The sequence below is a fragment of the Serratia odorifera genome (genome assembly GCF_041448735.1).
GTDB classification, from domain to species: domain Bacteria; phylum Pseudomonadota; class Gammaproteobacteria; order Enterobacterales; family Enterobacteriaceae; genus Serratia_F; species Serratia_F odorifera.
In genome coordinates this window covers 241,421-260,362 of the sequence record NZ_JBGMUT010000002.1, presented here as the reverse complement: position 1 = coordinate 260,362, position 18,942 = coordinate 241,421, and the positions used below count along the sequence as shown (strand labels likewise).

Here is an 18,942-nt window from a genome sequence, read left to right as displayed (position 1 = left end):
TCAATGGCAGGGCGATGGCAAGCATCGCCCTGTTTTTTTATGTCAGCGTGCGTTTTGCCCCTGGCGACAATGAAACTGGTTTTTGTTTTTTTTAAACAGGCGTATTATACGCGCGACTTTCCTTCCAGCCATTTATTAAGCACTTATGCAAACTACTCCTGCGCTAACGCGGCGCTTGCCCGACCTCACCTCGTTGGCTTTTCTTGTCGTGGCTTTTCTTACCGGGATTGCCGGGGCGCTGCAAACGCCGACGCTGAGCCTGTTTTTGTCGACCGAAGTCAAGGTGCGGCCAACCATGATCGGGCTGTTCTTCACCGGCAGTGCGGTGATAGGCATTTTGGTCAGCCAGTATCTGGCGCGCCGTTCGGATCAAAAAGGCGACCGCAAATCGCTGATTTTCCTCTGCTGTATGCTTGGCGCTCTGGGCTGCGTGCTGTTCGCCTGGAACCGTAACTATTTTGTGCTGTTGCTGGTCGGGGTCGTTTTGAGCAGCTTTGGCTCTACCGCCAATCCGCAAATGTTTGCCCTGGCGCGCGAACATGCCGAGCGCACCGGTCGGGAAGCGGTGATGTTCAGCTCGATTCTGCGTGCGCAGGTTTCGCTGGCGTGGGTGATTGGCCCGCCGGTTGCCTTTGCGCTGGCGTTGGGTTTTGGTTTTAAAGTCATGTATCTGGCCGCCGCCGCTGCGTTTATCGTCTGCGGCGCGTTGGTTTGGAAGCTGCTGCCGTCAATGCGCAAAAGCACGCCGACGCCCGGCACGCTGCTGGAGGCGCCGCGCCAGAACCGTCGCGATACGCTGCTGCTGTTTATTGCCTGTACCTGCATGTGGACCGCCAACGGCATGTACCTGATCAATATGCCGCTGTATGTAGTGCATGAATTGCAGCTATCAGAGAAGCTGGCCGGTATCCTGATGGGCACCGCCGCCGGCCTGGAAATCCCCATCATGCTGCTGGCCGGCATGGTGGCAAAACGCGTTGGCAAACGCGCCCTGATGCGCGGTGCGGTGATCGGCGGGTTGCTGTTCTATGTCGCACTGCTGTTTATTAGCGGCAGTTGGCAACTGATCGCGCTGCAATTGCTCAACGCGGTATTTATCGGCGTGCTGGCGGGGATTGGCATGCTGTATTTTCAGGATCTGATGCCCGGTCAGGCCGGCGCGGCCACCACGCTGTTCACCAATACCACCCGCGTAGGCTGGATCATCGCCGGTTCAATCGCCGGTTCGGTGGCGGAAATCTGGAATTACCACGCCGTGTTTTATTCGGCGGTGGCCATGGTGATTGCTGCAGCGCTGTGCCTGTGGAAATTACAGGACGCCTGACGGCTTACGGCGCGGTGTCCGCTTCCAGCCTGGCCAGATAGATCAGCGCCTCTTCGCGGCGGTCATGGCACATTTCGCGGCTGGCCTGCAGGCTGCCGCAGACCTTTGGCCGCAACGGTGAATGGAACAGGCCGCAGCGCAGCTGTTCATCAAGATGAATGCAGCGAGTATTGGCCGGTTTGCCGTTCGGCATGCCGGGGATAGGGCTGGATATTGAAGGCACGATGCAGCATGCGCCGCAGTCGGGACGGCAGTCCATCAGCGAGTCTCCTGGTGGGCTGGCGGAATTGAAGCGCGACAATAGCAGTCGCGTACCGACACCGCCAGCATAATCGTACCACTATGCCAGCCACCAGTCCGTCGGCCATCAGCCTTTGCCACGCCCCCTCCCCCTGCCTCGCTAAAAAACGGCACCGCCAGCTCGTTTGACGCACCGTTTACGCATAATAAGCGCTTTACATGCACCAGCCCAGCACGTACCATTAAGCTAGTACAAAAGAACTCACGACCGCATCGGTCATTCAGGAGCCCGCATGTCCACGGACACCATCCAGAAGCTTTCTCGCCCATCGGTTATCGGTGGCGCGATGATCATTGCCGGTACCGCCGTCGGTGCCGGCATGTTTTCGATCCCCATTGTCACTTCTGGCGTGTGGTTTAACGGCTCGATCGCGTTGCTGGTGTATACCTGGGCCTGCATGTTGATCTCCGGCCTGATGATCCTGGAAGCCACGCTACATTATCCGGCGGGCGCCAGTTTCCATACCGTAGTCAAAGACTTGCTTGGCAAAGGCTGGAACGCCATCAACGGCATTTCCATCGCCTTCGTACTGTATATTCTCACCTATGCCTATATTTCTGCCGGCGGCTCGATCATCGCCCATACGCTCGGTAGCATCGGTCAGACCAGCGCCGGCCTGCTGTTTGCCGCAGTGGTGGCGTTTATCGTCTGGTTGTCAACCCGCGCGGTGGATCGCCTGAGCACCATTTTGATCGGCGGTATGGTCATTACCTTCGTGATGTCGGTCGGCGATATGTTCAGCCATGTGCAACCGGCGATACTGTTCAACCAACGCGACAGCGACGCGCATTATCTGCCTTATGCGCTGGCCGCGCTGCCCTATCTGCTGACCTCGTTCGGCTACCACGGCAACGTGCCGGGATTGGTGAAATACTACCAAAAGGACAGCGGCGCGGTGGTACGCAGCCTGGTGTACGGCACGCTGCTGGCGCTGGCGATTTACATCCTGTGGCAGTATGTGATTCAGGGCAACATTGCGCGTGACGCTTTTAAACAGGTGATCGCCGAAGGCGGCAATATCGGCAGCCTGCTCAAACAGATGGGTAACGTCTCCAGCAGCCAGACCGTCAGCCAACTGCTCAACGGCTTCTCTTATATGGCCCTGGCCAGCTCGTTTCTTGGCGTGTCGCTTGGACTGTTCGACTATATCGCCGATTTTTTCAAATTCAGCGATGACGCCACCGGCCGCAGCAAAACCGCACTGGTTACCTTCGCGCCGCCTACCCTGGCCGCGTTGCTGTTGCCGAACGGTTTTCTGTACGCCATCGGTTTTGCCGGTCTGGCGGCCACCATCTGGGCGGTTATCGTGCCGGCATTAATGGCGCGCGCCAGCCGTCGCCGCTTTGCCAATGCCCGTTACCAGGCTCCCGGCGGTCAGGGAATGGTGCTGTTCATCATCCTGTTTGGCCTGATCAACGCCGTCGCACACCTGCTGGCGCTGTTCGGTCTGCTGCCGGTGTTTAGCTAACCCTGCCTATCAGAGGGGCGGAGCCATGCGCTCTGCCCCCACCTGCTGCCCCGAAAGCTGATTTGCGCCATGTTTTCACCCGTTGCGCTTGCCTGAATCATCCGGCGCGAGTAATTTGTCGCAACTTCCCCCGGATCCTTACTGACAGGTTATTTTTATGGCAAGAGCTAACGAAATCAAACGCGGCATGGCGATCAGCTACAACGGCAAACTGCTGCTGGTGAAAGACATCGACGTGCAGAGCCCAAGCGCCCGTGGCGCCAGTACGCTATACAAAATGCGCTTTTCGGACGTACGCACCGGTTTGAAAGTTGAAGAGCGTTTTAAAGGCGACGATATTCTCGATACCATCTCGCTGTCACGTCGCAAAGTCACCTTCTCGTACATCGATGGCGAAGAATACGTCTTTATGGACGAAGAGGACTACACCCCATACATTTTCAAGAAAGAGCAGATCGAAGAAGAACTGCTGTTTATTCCAGAAGCGGGTCTGCCAGGCATGCAGGTACTGACGCTGGACGGCCAGGTACTGGCGCTGGAACTGCCGCAAACCGTGGATATGGAAATTGTGGAAACCGCGCCAGGCATCAAGGGGGCTTCAGCCAGCGCACGCAACAAGCCGGCGACCATGGCAACCGGCCTGGTGATCCACGTACCGGAATACCTCAGCACCGGTGACAAGATCCGGATTCATATCGCCGAACGCCGCTACATGAGCCGCGCAGACTAGCCCATCGTCTTTCACGCTGCCGCGTGGTTGGCGGCAAACGCTCACCCCAGTCACTGATTGATGCAGACGGCTGGGGATTCGTGCGCCTGGCGCCTGGCCGCAGCGTGAAATCCATTGGACCTTGTTGCTGCTTATGGCAACAGATCCGGGAAGAAGCGCCGCTTGAGCGCCAGTTCGACGCCGCGAATTTCCGCCAATCCCTTCAACCGCCCAATCGCCGAATAGCCCGGGTTGGTTTTCTTCTTCAAGTCATCCAGCATCTGGTGACCGTGATCCGGACGCATCGGGATCGGCCGGCGATCTCCGGCTCGCAGACGGCGCTGCTCTTCGCTGAGGATCGCCTCAATCACCGCCACCATATCGACATCGCCGTGCAGGTGGGCGCCCTCGTGGAAGGTTTTCGGGTTTTCTTCACGACAGGTGGCACGCAAGTGGGTGAAATGGATACGATCGCCGAAAGTTTCGATCATTTTCACCAGATCGTTATCGGCGCGGACGCCATACGAGCCGGTACACATGGTAAATCCGTTGTGGATGCTGTCGACGGTGCTTTTCAGCCATTGCATGTCTTCAAGGGTGGAAACGATGCGCGGCAGGCCGAGGATTGGCCGCGGCGGATCGTCCGGGTGTACCGCCAGTCGTATGCCGGACTCTTCCGCCACCGGTACGATGGCACGCAGGAAGTAGGCCATGTTTTCACGCAGTTGCGCCTTGTCGATGGCGTCATACTCTGCCAGTCGCGCACGGAATTGATCGAGGGTATAGCCCTCTTCCGCACCCGGCAGGCCGGCGATGATATTGCCGGTCAGCCTGGCGATTTCCGCCTCGCTCATCGCCTTGAAATAGGCCGCCGCCTGCGCCTGTTCCTGTTCGCTGTAATCTTTGTCTGCCCCGGCGCGCTGCAAAATATGCAGATCGAACGCCGCGAACGCGATCTGATCGAAGCGGAGCGCTTTTGATCCATCCGGCAGGGTGTATTCCAGATCGGTACGCGTCCAGTCGAGGATCGGCATAAAGTTGTAGCATACGGTGTCAATGCCACACGCCGCCAGATTACGCAGCGACTGCTGATAGTTGCTGATATGCCGTTGATAGTCACCGCTGTGGGTCTTGATCTCTTCGTGCACCGGGATGCTTTCCACCACCGACCACACCAGCCCTTTTTCAGCCAGCTGCGCCTGGCGCGCCCTGATCTCTTCGACCGGCCAAACCTGGCCGTTGGCAATATGATGCAGAGCGGTGACGACCCCGGTAGCCCCGGCCTGGCGGACATCATCAAGAGAAACCGGGTCATTCGGCCCGTACCAACGCCACGTTTGTTCCATACCGTTATCCTTGTTTGGGTTATTGACTGCGCAGTGGTGAGGCAGATCGCACATTTCAGACAATGCTGTTATACCAACTTGCGATAGATATCATTCAGCTTTAACCTTACTCCTTCGCAGCAGGCTGTCAAAACAGAATCGTTATTTGGTTGATCCACCTCACGCTTCCAATCTATTTTGGAGACAACAATCAGCAGCGCTAAGTGGACAGATCGATGCTGGCTAGCGTGAAATTCAGCGTATACCGCTCGACCAACTGGTCTGATAACTTTTGCCGGCAACCCCGAATCCTTTACCTTGCTATGGAGCTTTGCATGAAGACTATCGCCAACCAGCCGCTTCCCGCCAACGTACGGCAGCCCACTTACGATCGCAGCGCGTTGCGCAGCCGCATTGTGCATATTGGCTTTGGCGCATTTCATCGCGCTCATCAGGCGCTGTTGACCGATCGCGTGCTTGAACGCCAGGGTGGCGATTGGGGGCTATGCGAGATCAGCCAATACGGCGGCGACAAGCTGTTTGAAGCACTGCGCCAGCAGGCGCATTGCTATACGGTGCTGGAAAAAGGCGCCGACGGTAATCAGGCCATCATTATCGGCGCAGTGCATGAAAGCGTGCACCGCAAGCTGGAAGGCATCGACGCGGTGCTGGCGAAGCTGGCGGAACCGCAGGTGGCAATTGTGTCAATGACCATTACCGAAAAAGGCTACTGCATCGAACCCGGCAGCGGTCGACTGGATTTGCAGCATCAGGCCATCCGTGACGATCTGGCCAACCCGGCACAGCCGAGCAGCGTGCCGGGCATTCTGGTTGAAGCGCTGCATCTGCGCCGACAACGTGGGCTACCGGCATTTACCGTGCTGTCATGCGACAATATTCCGGAAAACGGCCACGTGGTACGCAATGCGGTCATTGGTCTGGCGCAGGCGCGCGACGCCGCATTGGCCGACTGGATCGCCGCCCACGTCACCTTCCCCAGCACCATGGTTGACCGTATCGTACCGGCCGCCACGCCTGAAACGCTGGATGAAATCGCCGCTGCGCTCGGTGGAGTGCGTGATGAATGCGCCATCGCCTGCGAACCGTTCATCCAGTGGGTAGTGGAAGACAACTTTGTCGCCGGACGCCCGGATTGGCAAGTGGCCGGTGCGCAGTTGGTGGACGACGTACTGCCGTTCGAGCAGATGAAGCTGCGTATGCTGAACGGCAGCCACTCGTTCCTGGCTTACCTCGGTTATCTCGGCGGCTATCAATACATCAACGACTGCATGACGGATGATCACTACCGACAGGCCGCCCACCGTCTGATGCTGGCAGAGCAGGCGCCGACCTTGAGCGTAAGCGGCATCGATCTGGCCGCCTACGCCGATCGATTGATCGCCCGCTACAGCAACCCGGCCTTGCAGCATCGCACCTGGCAAATTGCCATGGACGGTACGCAAAAACTGCCGCAACGCATGCTGGATTCGGTACGTTGGCATTTGCAGCACGGCGGCAGCTTCGCCGGTCTGGCGCTGGGGGTCGCTGGCTGGATGCGCTATGTCGGCGGCGTTGACGATGCTGGCAATGCCATTGATATCCGCGATCCGCTGCTCAACAGCCTGCAACAGGTGGTTAGCAGCACGCCGGATGATGAAAGTCGGGTTCAGGCGCTGTTGGCGCTGAGCAATGTGTTTGGCGAGCAGTTGCCAAAGGATCAACGGTTTGTTGACTCGGTGACCCAAGCCTACCTGTCACTACGCGATCGGGGTGCCCGTCAGACGGTACAGGACTGGGTTAACCAGGCGTAAGCATGTCCGAGCTGCCGTGCCGGGCCAATCGACCCGGCACGGCGTAGGGGATTAGCGGTAGACCACCGTCATGACGGCCAGTTTTTGTTGTTGGTTCACCCAGCCCATTTCTGTCGAACCTAAATTCAGTGGAAGGTTTTTGCGGGTGGTATCGAAGTGTGACAGGGTGTGCTGTCGGCTTTGATAGTGGCGTCCGTTGCGATAACATTGCGTATTGGCAGTTGTCTCAGTGACGGAAAGCGTGCAAGGGCTCTCCACAATGGCGCCGGAGAAATAAATCACTCCGCCGTTGGTTTCGGCATGACTGCCTGCTATCCATGAAACTGCAAGTCCTACGATCGTGATAAACCGACGGGTATTCATGGCAACCTCACTTTTAATTAAGCCAATTTAAACATAGAGGATCTTCCTAAGAATAATCGCAAGGTAAGGCAGTATATTTGTTGAGTAATTGGGTAATTAACTACATGAAAACAAGCTAATAACAAATAGAGCCCCCTCCTAATACATGGTTTTTAATAGGAATTTTCTTGTAACGTAAGAGGGATTTCGACGCCAGAAAGCGGCATCTTTATCTGCCATATTTGTGACGCGGAACACGCCGGCCGGCCTGGTGCTGATAAAACGTACAATTAGCCTTAATGATTAATATGTTAAATCCATTAACATCAGGATGATATCCATGACAAAAACCAACCTGATCACCGGTTTCCTCGGCAGCGGCAAAACCACGACCATCCGCCACCTGTTGGCAAATAAACCAGAAAATGAACGCTGGGCGGTGCTGGTAAATGAATTTGGCGAAATCGGTATCGATGGCGCCTTGCTGGCCGACAGCGGCGCCGTTTTGAAAGAGATCCCGGGCGGGTGCATGTGCTGCGTGAATGGATTGCCGATGCAGGTCGGGTTAAACATGCTGTTGCAGCAGTCCAAACCCGATCGTTTATTGATTGAGCCCACCGGCCTCGGGCATCCGAAGCAGATCCTGTCGTTGCTGACACAGGAAACCTATGGCGGTTGGATTGATTTACGCGCCACGCTGTGCCTGCTGGATCCGCGTCAACTCAGCGACGCCCGCTACAGGGAAAACGAGAATTTTCGCGATCAACTGGCGGCAGCCGACATTATCATCGCCAATAAAAGCGATACCTGGCAGCCGCAGGACGTTGAGGCATTACAAGCCTGGCAAACGCAGTTTGCCGGCGAGCGCCCGCTCTTGAGCATCGAGCACGGCCGATTGGCGGTGGAGCTGCTCGACCGCCCTCGCACAAATAGCACAGCATTGCCGGATGCGCAGCATCATCATACGCACGGCAAAAGCCAGGGTCTGGCGGCCTTGCGCCTGCCGGAAAACAGCCGCTGGCGCCGTGCGCTGAATCAGGGACAGGGTTATACCGCCTGCGGATGGATTTTTGACGGCGACACCGAATTCGACACCATCGGCATGATGGAATGGGTGCGGCTGGCGCCGGTTGACCGCGCCAAAGCGGTGGTACGCATTAATGAAGGCACGCTGCTGGTAAACCGTCAAGGACAGGATTTCAGCATCGAAACCCGCCCGGGCGCCCCGCTCGACAGCCGTATTGAACTGATCCACAGCGCCGATGCCGATTGGAATGCGCTGCAATCCGATCTGTTTAAGATTCGTTTAAGTTAATGGTTTTACCGTTGTTCCCGTTTTTAGACTATAGATACAGGTTATTTCATGACGCGCCGCAATTTACCGATCATCCTGTTGCTCAATATACTGGGCATCGCGCTTTTTTTATCCTGGTACTTGCCGGCGAATCACGGCCAGTGGTTTGCGCTGGACTCGGCAATTTTCTTCTTCTTCAATCGCCATCTGGCGACCGACCCGGCGTTTTTGCATCTGGTGGCCATCACCAATAACCGCGCATTTGACGGCATTTCGCTGATCGCCATGGGCCTGCTGTATCTCTATTTTTTCCTCAAACAAGACGCCGCCGGGCGCCGTCGTCTGCTGGTCACCGGCATCGTGATGTTGCTGACCGCAGTGGTGCTCAACCAGTTGGGTCACCTGTTGCCGGTAAAACACCCCAGCCCGTCGGTCAGCTTTGAACACGTCAATCGCGTTAGCGAATTGACCGGTATCCCCACCAAAGATGCTTCGTGGGACAGTTTCCCTGGCGATCACGGCATGATGCTGATGATTTTTGCCTGTTTTATGCTGCGTTACTTTAACGTTTGGGCATTTGCCTGCGCCGTGCTGATTACCGTGGTATTTTCATTGCCGCGCGTGATGATTGGCGCGCACTGGTTTACCGATATTGCCGTCGGCTCCCTGTCGGTGGTGCTGGTTGGTGCCAGTTGGTGGCTGATGACGCCGGCCTGCGATGCCTTGATTAACGGTTTGAATCGCCGACTCCCTGGGAAAAATCGCCCGCAGTAGCCATAAGAGACCGTTATGACCGCCTGAAGGCCGCGCCGCCGTCAGGCGGATTCCATCCGCGCTAGGCTATCCGCATCTATCGCCCGCCATCCCCTTTCACCGCCTGATTTGCAACAAATTGCCGACAGAATCAGCTTTGCTTTTTTATATGAATATTTACATTATGTTACATCGCTATTTTATATAAAAAAGCGCCGAAAAAAGTCTCGCAATCCCCTATTCGTTCCGGTAATCTCAACAACGTTTATATCTGGTTTACTGCCTTTCAGTAAGAAACCAAGGAAAACTGTGCGTTCCAGCACATTTTCAGCGGTAACTGATTGTCGGTGAAACAGCAGCAGACTAGTCTCGTTTCGTTTGGCATTTTCTGATAGCGACATCCGTCGTTAAGGACTTCAAGGGAAAACAATAACAATGGTCACATCTCAACCTTTTCTGAGATATGTTTTGCGGTTGGTACCTGCCGTTGCGGCAGCGATTCTGCTCTCCGCATGTAGTACGACTCACACATCGAACTTGGATAACGCACAAACTGAGACGCATGCAGTTAATGACAAAAACGGTCTTTTACTGCAAGCGTCTCAGGATGAATTCGAAGCGATGGTGCGTAATGTTGACATCAAGTCAAAAATTATGGACCAGTATGCTGACTGGAAAGGCGTTCGTTACCGCTTAGGCGGTGAAACCAAGCGTGGCATCGATTGCTCGGCGTTTGTACAGCGAACGTTCCGCGAACAGTTTGGTATGGATCTGCCGCGCTCGACCTACGGTCAGGAAGACGTCGGCAAGAAGATCCAGCGAACCAAATTGCGCCCTGGCGATCTGGTGCTGTTCCGCGCCGGTTCAACCGGACGTCATGTCGGCATCTACCTGGGTAACGATCAATTCGTTCATGCCTCTACCAGCAGCGGCGTGATGATATCGAAGCTGACCGATAACTATTGGAATAAACGTTATCGCGAAGCGCGGCGAGTGCTCACCAGCAGCTGAGTCGCAACCCGTCCGAAGTCCAGAATCCCAAACGAACGAACTAGCGCCGCCCCTCGTGGGCGGCGTTTTTTTCTGCTATATGCCGGTTAAATTTGCACTTTCTACCGTCTGCTTTTAAATTGTGACAAGATTTCAGTTTACTGAATCCGCCAGGTAATGGAGCCGACTTTGAGCGCTACCCGCGAAACATCCCCGAAAGGCACACGTAAAAACGATCCTGAAGGCCTGAAACAGCGTATCTTCGAAAGCGCCCTGACCGAGTTTTCCGAGGCCGGCCTGAAAGGCGCGCGGCTGGAACGGATTGCCGAGCAAGCCGAAACCACCAAGCGCATGGTGGTCTATCACTTTAAAAATAAACAATCTTTGTATATTGCCGTCCTGGAATATGCCTATGCCCATATTCGTCAGGATGAAATTGCGCTTAATCTGGCGACGGTGGAACCAAAAGCGGCAATGCAGCGGTTGGTTGAAGCCAGTTTCACCTATCACGCCGCGCACCCGGCGTTCATCCGCCTGGTCAGCATGGAGAATATGCAACGCGGGCAATATGCCCGCCAGTCGGAAAAACTGAAACTGCTCAATACCAGCGCCTTACACACGCTGGAGGAAATACTGCTGCGCGGCAAACGGCAGATGCTGTTCGACTCGCAGGTGAATGCCCGTGACCTGCACCGGGTGATCAGTTCGCTCTGCTTTCACTACGCCGCGAACCAGTACACCTTCGACACGTTGTTTGAAGGCAACCGCTCGGCAGAAGAAAAGCTGGCCTATTACCGCCAAATGACGGTGGAGGTGGTGATGCGTTATTTGAAGTGCGACTAACGCCTGCCGGCAAAAATGACCAGATCGCGGTTAATGAGATATAGTAAAAGCTGCCGCTATAATAAAAACAGACTGTTATGCCATGCTCAGGGGGCAGGTTTATGGGCTTAAAAAGAGCATTCGCGCGCCATGTTTCACACCGTCGGCGCAGCCTGATTAAAAGTACCGTTGCCGCCCTGGTCTTTTTTCTGCTGTTTATCTCGGTGACGCTATTTTTAATCGATCATCAGCGCGCACAATATCAGCGCCTGGTGGAGCAGCGGACGCAGAAGTTTACCGTCAACTACCTTAACCACCTGACCGACACCATGCGCGAGCTGACCTCGCTGACCGACAAACCCTGTCTGACCATGCAGGCCGACATTACCTATCAGGCCGCGTTCACCAGCGGCGTGCGCACTTTCCTGCTGATCAAGAACGGCTATGCCTACTGTTCATCCGCCACTGGCGACATGATGCTGGCGATGAGGGACATTTACCCGGATCTTAACTGGCATCAGCCACTCGACCTCAAATTGCAGCAAGGCACGCCGATGGTGCCCGACAAACCGGCGGTCGCCGTATGGCTGCGCCAGCCTGGCGCGGAGAACACTGGCGTGCTGGCAACGCTGGATATCGATTTGCTGCCGTACCTGCTGTTTACTTCGCATGATGAAGAAGCGCCCGGCATTGCCATCATTATGGGCAACCGCGCCCTGACCACCTTTGGTCCCGACCTGCTCTCGCTGGATCAACTGCCGAACGGCCGTTCCTACCGGCTGTCGATTCCCGGTTATCCATTGGCCATTCAGTTTTATAACGAAAAGTTGACCCCTAACGATATACGCCTGACGGTACTGGGCAGCCTGGTATTGTCACTGCTGATCGGCGTGCTGTGCTATTACATGCTGATGCTGCGCCAGAGCCCTGAACGCGCGATGATGCGCGCTATCAGGCACAACGAATTTTTTGTCGAATACCAGCCGGTATTACATAGCGCCAGCAACGCGGTTTCCGGGCTGGAGGCATTGATTCGCTGGCAGCATCCGATCGAAGGACGCATTCCGCCGGATTTATTCATTCCCTACGCGGAGAGCGAAGATCTGATTGTGCCGCTGACTCGTCATCTGTTTACGCTGATAGCCACAGATGCGCCCCGATTGGCGACGGTGCTGCCGCGCGGAGCCAAACTGGGACTCAACCTCTCTCCCCACCATCTCAGCGCCCCGTCGTTCCACCAGGATGTACGTGCACTGCTGGCGCAATTGCCGGCCGATCATTTCACCCTGGTGTTTGAAATTACCGAACGCGGCATGCTGGAAGAACAGAGCGCGCTGGCGGAATTTGACTGGCTGCACCGGCAAGGCATCGAGGTGGCGATCGATGATTTTGGCACCGGACACAGCGCGCTGATTTACCTGGAGCGCTTTAGCATGGACTATCTGAAGATCGACCGTGGCTTCGTCAGCACCATCGGTCAGGACACGGTCACCGCCCCGGTGCTGGATGCGGTATTGACGCTGGCAAAAAAACTCAAGATGCAAACCGTGGCGGAAGGCGTTGAAACCGCGGAACAACGGCACTATTTATACCAGCATGGCGTCAACTTCATGCAAGGTTATTACTTCAGCAAGCCGTTGAGCGCAGAGGCATTTGTCGAGTTTTGCGGCGTTAACGCGGTGTATCCACACCAGACCGATGCCTTGGCCGATATTTAAACTTCTTTACCCCATGCCGCAGCTGGCAATGATATGCTGTGCGCTGTTTAATTGATTACACAGCAGGAGCTTACCGTAAAAATGTCCATGCGCGTTTTTGCTGCTCTGGTGCTTTCGGCACTGAGTTTTACTTCACAGGCCGAAGCCATCAACGAAGGATACGCTTTCGCTCTGCTCGGCGAGCCGAAATACTCTGCCAACTTCAGCCATTATGACTACGTCAATCCGGCGGCGCCCAAAGGGGGTAGTGTCCGGCTGGCGGCTATCGGCACCTACGACAACTTCAACCGCTACGCCAGCCGCGGCGTCCCCGGCCAGCGCACCGGCGAACTGTACGATTCCCTGTTCACCCAATCGCATGACGAACCGGCCAGTTATTACCCGCTGGTTGCCGAATCGGCACGCTATCCGCAGGACATGCGCTGGATGGAGCTGGACATCAACGCCCGCGCCCGCTTCCATGACGGCAGCCCGATCACCGCCAACGACGTAGCCTTCACCTTTGGCAAATTCATGACCGAAGGGGTGCCGCAATTCCGCTCCTACTACAAAGGGGTGACGGTCAAGGCCATTTCGCGTCTGACGGTGCGCATTGAACTGCCCAAGCCGAATCGCGAACAGATGCTCAGCCTGCTCAGCCTGCCGGTAATGCCCGAAAGCTTTTGGAAAAACCACCCGCTGAACCAACCGCTTGGCACACCGCCGCTCGGCAGCGGCCCGTATAAGATCGGCAGCTACCGCCTCGGCCAATACATCACCTATCAGCGGGTTCGCGATTACTGGGCGGCAGATCTGCCGGTCAACCGCGGACGCTTTAATTTTGATAGCCTGCGTTACGATTATTACCTGGATGACAAGGTGGCATTGGAAGCCTTCAAGGCCGGCGCCTACGACTTCCGCGCCGAAGGTTCGCCAAAAAGCTGGGCCACCCAGTACCAGGGGGGCAACTTTGCCCGCAATTACATCATCAAGCATGATGAAACCAACGAAGCGGCGCAAAACGCCCGCTGGCTGGCGTTCAATATTAAACGGCCGCAGTTTGCCGATCGCCGGGTGCGTGAAGCCATTTCACTGGCGTTCGACTTCGACTGGATGAACAAAGCGCTGTATTACAACGCCTATCAACGCACCAACAGTTATTTCCAGAACACCCCCTACGCCGCCAAAGGTTATCCGGATGCCGCCGAGCTCGCGCAGCTGGCCCCGCTGAAAGGCCAAGTGCCGCCGGAGGTGTTTACCACCATTTATCAACCCCCCACCTCCGACGGCAGCGGTAACGATCGTCAAAATCTGCTGAAAGCCACACAGTTGCTGAAGGATGCCGGCTGGCAAGTGAAAGACCAGCGTCTGGTCAACGGCAAAACCGGCCAACCGTTGGTGTTTGAGCTGTTGCTGCTGAGCGGCAGCAACTTCCAGTACGTGTTGCCGTTCCAGCACAACCTGCAACGGCTCGGCATCACCATGGAGATCCGCGAAATCGACGCCAGCCAGTACACCCGCCGCGTCCGTAACCGTGACTTCGATATGGTGTCGACCGTCTATCCGGCGATGCCGTTCCCGAGCGCCGACCTCCAGATATACTGGGGTTCCGCCTATATCGATTCAAGCTATAACACGCCGGGCGTCAGCGATCCGGCGGTAGATGCGCTGCTTGCACAGATCGCCAAAAATCAGGGCAATGAGCAAGCCCTGCTGCCGCTCGGCAGGGCGCTCGATCGGGTGTTGACCTGGAATCACTACATGCTGCCGATGTGGTACTCCAACCACGATCGCTACGCCTTCTGGGACAAGTTCTCGCTGCCGGCCATCCGCCCTGCCTATGACATCGGCTTCGACAATTGGTGGTTCGACGTCAATAAAGCCGCGCGTTTGCCGGCTCAGCAGCAATAAGGGGCAACCGGTGGGCGCTTATCTGATTCGCAGACTGCTTTTGGTGATCCCGACCCTGTGGGCCATCATCACCATCAACTTCTTTATCGTGCAAATAGCCCCCGGAGGACCGGTAGATCAGGCGATTGCCGCCATCGAACTCGGCCATACCAGCGGCTTTGGTGGTGGCGGCGTCAGTGACGGTCTTGGCCATGCGCGCCCGGAAAGCCAGTACCGTGGATCGCGCGGGCTGGATCCTGAAGTGATCGCCGAAATCACCCAGCGCTACGGCTTCGACAAGCCGTTGCATGAGCGCTACTTCACCATGCTCTGGAACTATGCCCGTCTGGATTTCGGCGACAGCCTGTTTCGCGGCGCGTCGGTAATGCAGCTGATCGGCCAAAGCATGCCGGTCTCGATCACGCTCGGACTGTGGAGCACGTTGATCATTTACCTGGTGTCGATCCCGCTTGGCATTCGCAAGGCGGTGCGTAACGGCAGCGCGTTCGACACCTGGAGCAGCAGCCTGATCATCATCGGCTACGCCATACCGGCGTTTCTGTTCGCCATTATTCTGATCGTGGTGTTCGCCGGCGGCAGCTATCTGGACTGGTTCCCGCTGCGCGGGCTGGTTTCCAGCAATTTCGACACCCTACCCTGGTACGGGAAAATCACCGATTATCTGTGGCATATTACGCTGCCGGTACTGGCGACGGTGATCGGCGGCTTTGCCACCCTGACCATGCTGACCAAGAACGCCTTTCTCGACGAGGTGCGCAAACAGTATGTGGTCACCGCGCGCGCCAAGGGACTGGACGAACAGAAAATCCTCTATCGTCACGTGTTTCGCAATGCAATGCTGTTGGTGATCGCCGGCTTCCCGGCCACTTTTATCAGCATGTTCTTCACCGGCTCTCTGCTGATAGAAGTGATGTTTTCCCTCAACGGCCTCGGCCTGCTGGGCTACGATGCCACCCTGCAGCGTGACTACCCGGTGATGTTCGGTACGCTGTACATTTTCACCCTGATTGGCCTGCTGCTGAATATTCTGAGCGATATTACCTACACGCTGGTCGATCCGCGCATTGATTTTGAGGCCCGCCAATGAGTCGCCTAAGCCCGATCAATCAGGCGCGCTGGGCGCGCTTTCGTAACAACCGTCGCGGCTATTGGTCGCTGTGGATTTTTCTGCTGCTGTTTGTACTCAGCCTGGCGGCGAACCTGATCGCTAACGACAAGCCGCTGCTGGTGCGCTACGACGGTCGCTGGCTGCTGCCGGTGATGGTTGATTACAGCGAAACCACCTTCGGCGGCGAGCTGCAAACCACCACCGATTATCAGGATCCGTTCGTTCTCCGCCAGATAGAGCAGCACGGCTGGGCGCTGTGGGCGCCGATCCGCTTCAGCTACGCTACCATCAATTTTGCTACCGACGTGCCCTTCCCGTCTGCGCCGTCGCGCCATAACCTGCTGGGCACCGACAGCAATGGCAGTGACGTGCTGGCGCGCGTGCTGTACGGTTTTCGCATTTCCATGCTGTTCGGGCTGGCGCTGACGCTGGTGTCGAGCGTCATCGGCATTTGCGTCGGCGCGATACAGGGCTATTACGGCGGCCGTCTCGATCTGTGGGGACAGCGTTTTATCGAAGTGTGGTCTGGCATGCCGACGCTGTTTTTGATTATTCTGCTGTCGAGCATCGTGCAGCCGAACTTTTGGTGGCTGCTGGCGATTACCATTCTGTTTGGCTGGATGAGCCTGGTGGGGGTGGTGCGCGCCGAGTTCCTGCGCGCCCGTAACCATGATTACATTCGTGCGGCGCGGGCGATGGGCGTGCCCGATCGTACTATCATGCATCGCCATATGCTGCCCAACGCCATGGTGGCAACGCTGACCTTCTTACCGTTCATTTTGTGCGGCTCCATCACCACGCTGACCTCGCTGGATTTCCTCGGGTTTGGCCTGCCCATCGGCTCGCCCTCGCTCGGCGAACTGCTGTTGCAAGGCAAAAACAACCTGCAAGCGCCCTGGCTCGGCATTACCGCGTTTCTGGTGCTGGCGCTGCTGCTGTCTCTGTTAATCTTCATCGGCGAAGCGGTACGCGACGCCTTCGATCCCGGCAAGGCATATTGATATGGCTAGCACTCCCCTGCTCTCGATTCAGGATCTTAGCGTCGCTTTCCGCCACGGCGAGGCGCTAAACCAGGTAGTCAACGGCGTTTCATTACAGATCGAACACGGCGAAACGCTGGCGCTGGTCGGTGAGTCCGGCTCGGGCAAAAGCGTGACCGCGCTGTCGGTGCTGCGCCTGCTGCCCACACCGCCGGTGGTGTATCAGGGCGGCGACATCCATTTCAACGGGCGTTCATTGCTGCACACCAGCGAAGCCGAGCTGCGCCAGGTGCGCGGCAATCAGATTTCAATGATTTTTCAGGAGCCGATGGTATCACTCAACCCGTTGCACACCATCGAAAAACAACTGGCAGAAGTGCTGATGCTGCACCGTGGCATGCGGCGCGACGCGACGCGAGCAGAGATCGTTCAATGTCTCGATCGGGTCGGCATCCGCAACGCCAAAGGTCGGTTGAAAGATTATCCGCACCAGCTTTCCGGCGGCGAACGGCAGCGGGTAATGATTGCCATGGCGGTATTGACCCAACCCAAACTGCTGATCGCCGATGAGCCAACCACCGCGCTGGATGTCACCATCCAGGCGCAGATCCTGCTGCTGCTGAAAGAGCTGAAGCAGGAATTGGGCATGAGCCTGCTGTTTATTACCCATAACCTGAACATCGTGCGTCGCCTGGCAGATAACGTGGCGGTGATGCGGCAGGGGCAATGCGTGGAACAGAACAGCCGTCAACGGTTGTTCTATGCGCCGCAACATGCCTATACGCAGCAGCTGTTGGCCGCCGAGGAGGTCGGCGATCCGCTGCCGCTGCCGGCCGATGCCGCCCCGCTGTTGCGGGTAGAAAACTTGCAGGTCAGCTTCCCGATTCGTCGCGGCCTGTTGCGGCGTACGGTCGGTCAGCATTACGCCTTGAAGGATCTGAGTTTCAGCCTGAAATCAGGGGAAAGCGTCGGCCTGGTCGGCGAATCGGGATCGGGTAAAAGCACCACCGGGCTGGCGTTGCTGCGTCTGCTGACCTCGCGCGGCGCCATCTGGTTTAATGGCCAACCGCTGCATCAGCTCAATATGAAACAGCTGCTACCCTATCGCAGCCAGATGCAGATTGTGTTCCAGGATCCTTATTCGGCGCTCAATCCGCGGCTCAATGTGCAGCAGATCGTCGCCGAAGGATTGGAAGTCCATCAGCAACTCGGCGCGCAACAGCGTGAACAACGGGTGATTGCCGCATTGCAGGAGGTCGGGCTGGATCCGGCGCTACGCCATCGTTATCCGAGCGAGTTTTCCGGTGGGCAACGCCAACGCATCGCCATTGCCCGCGCGCTGATTTTACAGCCTCGGCTGCTGATCCTCGACGAACCGACCTCTTCGCTGGACAAGTCGGTGCAGGCCCAGATCCTGACGCTGCTGAAAACGTTGCAGCAGCGCCACCGATTGGCCTATCTGTTTATCAGCCATGATTTGCAGGTGGTGCGCTCGCTGTGTCATCAGCTGATCGTACTGCGTCAGGGCGAAGTAGTGGAACAGGGCGACTGCCAGGCGATCTTTACTGCGCCTGCCGCAGACTATACGCAACAGTTATTGCAGTTGGCGGATTAACGCGGTAGCTAGAAGGGATATTGTGCGCTCATTGGCTCGGCGATCGCCGCACCGACGTTTTTTAACCGGCACATGGTTGCGCTTTCGTCACAGCGATGAACAAACAGGCAAGGCTGCCCTTCCCATTCCACCACCGCGCAGTCAACCTGGATCTCTTGCAGAGAGGTTTTGAGCTGTTGCATTACGCGCCAGGCTTCATTGCCGTCATGGCTCAGCAGCTTCAGGCCGATCAGGTTGTTATCTTCGTCTAAGCCGCTTAGCGGAATCGGTTCAACCTTGACGCCGGTAAACCCCGTTAGCCAACGATAACTTTGCGGTAAGCGATGCACTACCGAAAGTTGGATACTATCCACATGAAATCCCTAGTTTGAAAAGATGAAACATTTTTTTTACATACAGGGTAACTAAGTTATAGCCGTTAGATACTGACTCTGCCGTGAATGTACGTTATCAAAACGTAAAATTTGTCACAAACAGTTAACGACACCCTGT

Annotated in this window: 17 protein-coding genes; 13 read left to right on the top strand and 4 right to left on the bottom strand. The window is 56.4% G+C overall.

The features are described 5' to 3' along the window. The first annotated feature begins 145 nt into the window (after window positions 1–145). The gene (locus tag ACCC84_RS07360) at window positions 146–1,324 is read left to right on the top strand and encodes a sugar efflux transporter (protein ID WP_198773440.1); all 1,179 of its coding nucleotides are present in this window, start codon (window positions 146–148) and stop codon (window positions 1,322–1,324) included. 4 nt (window positions 1,325–1,328) lie between these two features. Here ACCC84_RS07360 and ACCC84_RS07355 read toward each other — a convergent pair whose 3' ends face one another. Beyond that, window positions 1,329–1,583, bottom strand: coding sequence for a YkgJ family cysteine cluster protein (locus ACCC84_RS07355; protein ID WP_371901688.1), 255 nt, complete (start codon window positions 1,581–1,583; stop codon window positions 1,329–1,331). Between the two features lie 274 nt (window positions 1,584–1,857). Here ACCC84_RS07355 and mtr point away from each other — a divergent pair, with 274 nt between their 5' ends. Both mtr and yeiP read left to right on the top strand, forming a co-directional pair. Beyond that, window positions 1,858–3,093: a tryptophan permease gene (gene mtr, locus ACCC84_RS07350; protein ID WP_004960765.1), complete on the top strand. Its 1,236-nt coding sequence runs from the start codon at window positions 1,858–1,860 to the stop codon at window positions 3,091–3,093. A 157-nt stretch (window positions 3,094–3,250) separates the two neighbouring features. After that, a complete protein-coding gene (gene yeiP / locus ACCC84_RS07345; protein ID WP_004960762.1) occupies window positions 3,251–3,823 on the top strand; it encodes an elongation factor P-like protein YeiP in 573 nt (190 codons plus the stop codon). Window positions 3,824–3,954: 131 nt separating this feature from the next. Here the strand turns inward: yeiP and uxuA are convergent, their stop codons facing one another. Next, window positions 3,955–5,148 (bottom strand): mannonate dehydratase, encoded by a 1,194-nt coding sequence (gene uxuA, locus ACCC84_RS07340; protein WP_198773441.1) that lies wholly within the window; start codon window positions 5,146–5,148, stop codon window positions 3,955–3,957. Between the two features lie 314 nt (window positions 5,149–5,462). Here uxuA and ACCC84_RS07335 point away from each other — a divergent pair, with 314 nt between their 5' ends. Next, window positions 5,463–6,938, top strand: a complete 1,476-nt coding sequence (locus tag ACCC84_RS07335) for a mannitol dehydrogenase family protein (RefSeq protein WP_039991897.1) — start codon at window positions 5,463–5,465, stop codon at window positions 6,936–6,938. 51 nt (window positions 6,939–6,989) lie between these two features. On the opposite strand, the gene ACCC84_RS07330 is transcribed toward ACCC84_RS07335, so the two are convergent. Beyond that, complete coding sequence (locus ACCC84_RS07330; protein WP_004960753.1) at window positions 6,990–7,301, bottom strand: YmdA family protein; 312 nt, start codon at window positions 7,299–7,301, stop codon at window positions 6,990–6,992. A gap of 319 nt (window positions 7,302–7,620) precedes the next feature. Here ACCC84_RS07330 and ACCC84_RS07325 point away from each other — a divergent pair, with 319 nt between their 5' ends. The 9 genes from ACCC84_RS07325 to yejF all read left to right on the top strand — a co-directional run bounded on the left by ACCC84_RS07325 (window position 7,621) and on the right by yejF (window position 18,450). Further along, complete coding sequence (locus ACCC84_RS07325; protein ID WP_039991896.1) at window positions 7,621–8,595, top strand: CobW family GTP-binding protein; 975 nt, start codon at window positions 7,621–7,623, stop codon at window positions 8,593–8,595. 48 nt (window positions 8,596–8,643) lie between these two features. Continuing rightward, entirely contained in the window at window positions 8,644–9,348 is a 705-nt protein-coding gene (locus ACCC84_RS07320) for a phosphatase PAP2 family protein (protein WP_004960745.1), read from the top strand. Window positions 9,349–9,762: 414 nt separating this feature from the next. Further along, window positions 9,763–10,338: a bifunctional murein DD-endopeptidase/murein LD-carboxypeptidase gene (gene mepS, locus ACCC84_RS07315; protein WP_004960739.1), complete on the top strand. Its 576-nt coding sequence runs from the start codon at window positions 9,763–9,765 to the stop codon at window positions 10,336–10,338. 156 nt (window positions 10,339–10,494) lie between these two features. Beyond that, window positions 10,495–11,160: a TetR/AcrR family transcriptional regulator gene (locus ACCC84_RS07310; RefSeq protein WP_004960736.1), complete on the top strand. Its 666-nt coding sequence runs from the start codon at window positions 10,495–10,497 to the stop codon at window positions 11,158–11,160. A 101-nt stretch (window positions 11,161–11,261) separates the two neighbouring features. Continuing rightward, on the top strand, window positions 11,262–12,857 hold the full coding sequence (gene pdeN, locus ACCC84_RS07305; RefSeq protein ID WP_198773443.1) for a cyclic di-3',5'-guanosine monophosphate phosphodiesterase PdeN: 1,596 nt from the start codon (window positions 11,262–11,264) through the stop codon (window positions 12,855–12,857). Window positions 12,858–12,938: 81 nt separating this feature from the next. Then, window positions 12,939–14,747, top strand: coding sequence for an extracellular solute-binding protein (locus ACCC84_RS07300; RefSeq protein ID WP_371901687.1), 1,809 nt, complete (start codon window positions 12,939–12,941; stop codon window positions 14,745–14,747). A gap of 10 nt (window positions 14,748–14,757) precedes the next feature. Further along, window positions 14,758–15,834, top strand: coding sequence for a microcin C ABC transporter permease YejB (locus tag ACCC84_RS07295; protein WP_004960725.1), 1,077 nt, complete (start codon window positions 14,758–14,760; stop codon window positions 15,832–15,834). Beyond that, entirely contained in the window at window positions 15,831–16,856 is a 1,026-nt protein-coding gene (locus ACCC84_RS07290) for an ABC transporter permease (RefSeq protein WP_004960721.1), read from the top strand. Before ACCC84_RS07295 ends, ACCC84_RS07290 begins: the two co-directional genes overlap by 4 nt. 1 nt (window position 16,857) lies before the next feature. Then, window positions 16,858–18,450 carry a microcin C ABC transporter ATP-binding protein YejF gene (gene yejF / locus ACCC84_RS07285; RefSeq protein ID WP_371901686.1) on the top strand — a complete coding sequence of 531 codons (1,593 nt, stop codon included), beginning with the start codon at window positions 16,858–16,860 and terminating at the stop codon, window positions 18,448–18,450. A gap of 8 nt (window positions 18,451–18,458) precedes the next feature. Here the strand turns inward: yejF and ACCC84_RS07280 are convergent, their stop codons facing one another. Beyond that, window positions 18,459–18,803, bottom strand: coding sequence for a YejG family protein (locus ACCC84_RS07280; RefSeq protein WP_004960716.1), 345 nt, complete (start codon window positions 18,801–18,803; stop codon window positions 18,459–18,461). Between the last annotated feature and the right edge of the window lie 139 nt (window positions 18,804–18,942).